Origin of the sequence: Limibacillus sp., from assembly GCA_037379885.1 — a bacterium.
GTDB lineage: Bacteria > Pseudomonadota > Alphaproteobacteria > Kiloniellales > CECT-8803 > JARRJC01.
Map to the genome: position 1 here is coordinate 1 of JARRJC010000102.1, position 3676 is coordinate 3676.

Here is a 3676-nt window from a genome sequence, read left to right on the forward strand (position 1 = left end):
GGTCTCTCAGGCCAGTCGGCCCTGACAGATCAGGACTGACTAAGATTCCTTCTAACGCCCTTGGGCTTGGCCGCGGGTTGTCTTGTGCTCTCGATCTTGCTGATCGGGTCTGTGGTCGGACTGGCGGCGATGACTTTCGACCTGCGATCTGGCCGGGGCGGGGCCCTCTCTTCGATCGCAGCGACCGCAGACCTGCTTGCCCACCGCTTACCCGCCCTCCTGGTCTACGCGGCCCTCCTGATTGCCCGTGCGCTGGCAATCATGGTGCCTTTCCTGCTTGCGGGATTCATCGTGGCCAAGCTGCTGATCGGTAGCCATGACATAAACTACTACCTGGCGGAAAGGCCCCCCGAGTTTCTATTGACGCTTCTGATCGCTGGTTTCCTCCTGCTGGTCATGACAGTGCTGCTCGTGAGCAAACTGCTTACCTGGGCCTTGTCACTTCATCTCGTCATCTTCGAGCAGGTTGCCCCTTGGAGATCGTTCGCTTTGAGCCGGGAGAGGATGGCGGGCCAGCGCGGCGCCCTGTTCGGAGATGTTTTGGTTTGGCTGGGGTTGCGTTTAGTCGTTTCCGGCGCTGTAGCGGCAGTCTTCGCCATCTTGCTACAATTCCTCCCCGGGCTCTTCCTGGAGCATCTGAGAACCGCCCTATCGCTAATCCTGATCCTCATAGCGCTTTGGGCACTTGCCGACTTGATCGCCGCCGCCATCTCGCTAGGAGCCCTGGCGGAGATGCTGAATCGCCGCTTCGGTGAAGGACGGGAAGCCCTGGACGCAACCGCATCTGCAACTCGCATGCTTTCGCCAAGACTCTTACTGGGCGCGGCGGCTGTCCTTGTAGTGCTTGGCTTTGCTCTCGGCGCCCTTCTGATCAAGAAACTTGAAGTGGCGCCGGACGATGTTGAGATCATCGCGCACCGCGGAGCGGCCGGTTCGCGCCCGGAAAACACCCTGGCATCGGTCCGCAAAGCCCTGGAAGACGGCGCCGACTGGGTGGAGATAGATGTCCAAGAGTCCGCCGATGGCGAGGTGATCGTGATCCACGACAGTGACTTCATGAAGCTCGCTGGAGTGGACATCAAAGTGTGGGATGCGACCAAAGAGGACCTGGAAGCCATCGATATCGGCAGCTGGTTCGATCCGGCCTATGCATCTGAACGAACCCCCCTGCTGCGGGAGGTCCTGGAAGTCGTGCGGGACCGGGCAAAGGTTCTTATCGAGCTAAAATACTACGGCCACGACATCGACCTCGAAGCGAAGACGATCGCAATCGTCGAGGAGGCCAGGATGAGCGACCAGGTCGCCACCATGTCGCTCAAGTATCCCGCTGTGCAAACGATGCTGGCGCTGCGGCCCGACTGGCCTTCCGGCGTGCTCGCGGCCACGGCAGTGGGCGATCTCACGCAACTTGAAGGAGACTTCATCGCAATCAATGCTGGACGGGCAGACCGCGGCCTGGCGGCGGCCGCGCAGAAAGCGGGCAAGAAGCTCTATCTCTGGACCGTCAACGATCCGCTTCAAATGTCTGCGGCCTTTTCGATGGGCGTGAGCGGCATTATCACAGATGAGCCGGCGCTCGCGAGGGAGGTTCTGGCCGTGCGGGCCAGCCTCAGCCTGCCAGAGCGCTTTTTGCTGTTGCTGGCCGAGCGAATCGGCCTCTCCTTACCCGTTGGAGAGTACCGTGATCAATCTCCCTAGAACGGTGGCTCTCCTCCTGTTGTGCGCCGCGCTGCCCGTGCCCAGTGCTGCTGAAGCCCAAGAGACAGAGGTGGAAGAATCGGGGCGAAGTAGAGGGCTGCTCTTGATCGAACTCCCGGCGCACCGCGCGCTCTCGCGGGTTCGCAGCGCCGAAGACACGGAGCTCGAGGACTTCAAGACGGACGGTTGCAGCGGAGGCCTTTCCGCCGGCTGGATGGCGGTGGCCGATTGGCTTCCCTCCTTTGCTGCAGAACACGGCGAAGTCCCCCCCTGGGAGGGGTGCTGCATTTCTCACGACCGCCTCTACCACTCGGGCGGTCCGAGCCTCGACGCCAAGGAAAGCTTTCTGGCGCGCCTGGCCGCTGACGAAGCCCTGAGGCAGTGCGTGCTAGAAACCGGCGAAGAACGTTTGGCCGCGATCGTGGAGTCTAACTCGGTCGAGCCCGACTCAGTCCGCAAGGCCTACCAGACCATCGCAGACGCCATTTACGTCGCCGTCAGGACCGGCGGCGGTCCCTGCTCGGGCCTTTCCTGGCGCTGGGGTTACGGCTATCCGCAATGCTTGGTTCTACCACGCGATCTTTCAGACTAGATTCGAGAAGGCGAATCTTTAGTAGCGGCTGCAATCTGAACCTAAACGGCACGACGAATCTGGTTGATCGATTGTAGAATGCTTCGTGCTGAGGTTGCTCCCTATTGCCGCGTCTTCTTCGGTCGTGCTTTGCCTCTCAGACTTAAGAGACCTGCTCGCCGAAACGTATGCTTTGGCTGTTAGCGGACAATTCAGGGCTTATGCTGACCATTGGCAGTCAGACTCAAAACTTTTATCACTCCTCCTTCTGCACTGAGATCAAGCATCGGCTGGCGAGTTGGTGATTGCTGGGCAGGTGGGCTGTGGAGCTCGACCTGAAATGGATCGTCTCAGCGTGGCCGTAGGAAGCCGACTGCCCGAACTGATTGATCACCGTGCGCCTGCCCATTCCGGACATGACGCAAGAACGGACTTTGCCATCATCAGAGACGAGATAAGCGCGGTACCCTGGCACGTAGTTCTTACCAGGCTTCGGCGGGACGTGGGTGTTGTATTGCGGCGTTCCGGCGTGCCTTTGGACGTGGACGAACAAGTCGCCTTGGCCCCCTGTGCGTCCCACGCTGCCCTCGCCGCTGTGCCGATATCCATCTGCAGGGCTCGCAAATTTCCCTTCGCTGATATCGGTTGGTCCTATGGGTTGAATTCGCGACGGTAACGTTGACGTGTCATTTCCAACGAAGCCCTCGCCAGACCCGACACCGAGGTGCGGCACGAGCGCTGGGGAGTGCAGCGGATCGGTTGGCACGATGTGGCCATCGTATCCTGTTACCTTTTCACCATGATCGACATCTACCGCAAAGCGGTTCGCGGGAGCAGCGGGTGAAGGCGCTCCCTCACCAGACCCGGACTGACTTGCGCTAACCGTTCCAGTGGTTGGCTGCACAGTCGCCGAGCTTGGAGGTGGTGTGCCGGTGTCCGAGCCAGTTGGGCTGGTGCCGGTCGATCCACCAGGCTGGACCGTGGCTGAGGTCGCTGGAGGCGGCGCATTACAAGAACCGGACTGAGTTGCGCCGCCCGTTCCAGTCGCCGGTTGGACAGTCGCAGTATTTGGAGGCGGCGCGGCCGTGTCCGAGCCAGAGGGGCTGGTGCCGGTCGTTCCACCGGGCTGGACCGTGGCTGAGGTCGCAGAAGGCGGCGCATTACCAGCCCCGGACTGAGTTACGCCGCCCGTTCCAGTCGCCGGCTGGACAGTCGCCGAGCTCGGAGGTGGTGTGCCACCATCCGATCCAGAGGCGGTGCCTCCTGCTGAGGAGGCTGGCTGGTTCGTTGGAGACGGTGGCGCTGTTGGTTCTACCCCACCGCCATCATTGTTGTGCGTGGTTGTTTCGATCTTGATCGTCTTCTGATCTTTTACGGCTGGGACATGGGTTCCTGACCCGCCTGAGC

General features: G+C 61.0%; 2 protein-coding genes. Both read left to right on the top strand.

Annotation, left to right across the window (positions count from 1 at the left end; all coding sequences use genetic code 11):
* Positions 1-84 precede the first annotated feature (84 nt).
* Positions 85-1698, top strand: a complete 1614-nt coding sequence (locus P8X75_14850) for a glycerophosphodiester phosphodiesterase family protein (protein MEJ1996459.1) — start codon at positions 85-87, stop codon at positions 1696-1698.
* Between the two features lie 103 nt (positions 1699-1801).
* Entirely contained in the window at positions 1802-2290 is a 489-nt protein-coding gene (locus tag P8X75_14855; protein ID MEJ1996460.1) for a hypothetical protein, read from the top strand.
* Positions 2291-3676: the final 1386 nt, after the last annotated feature.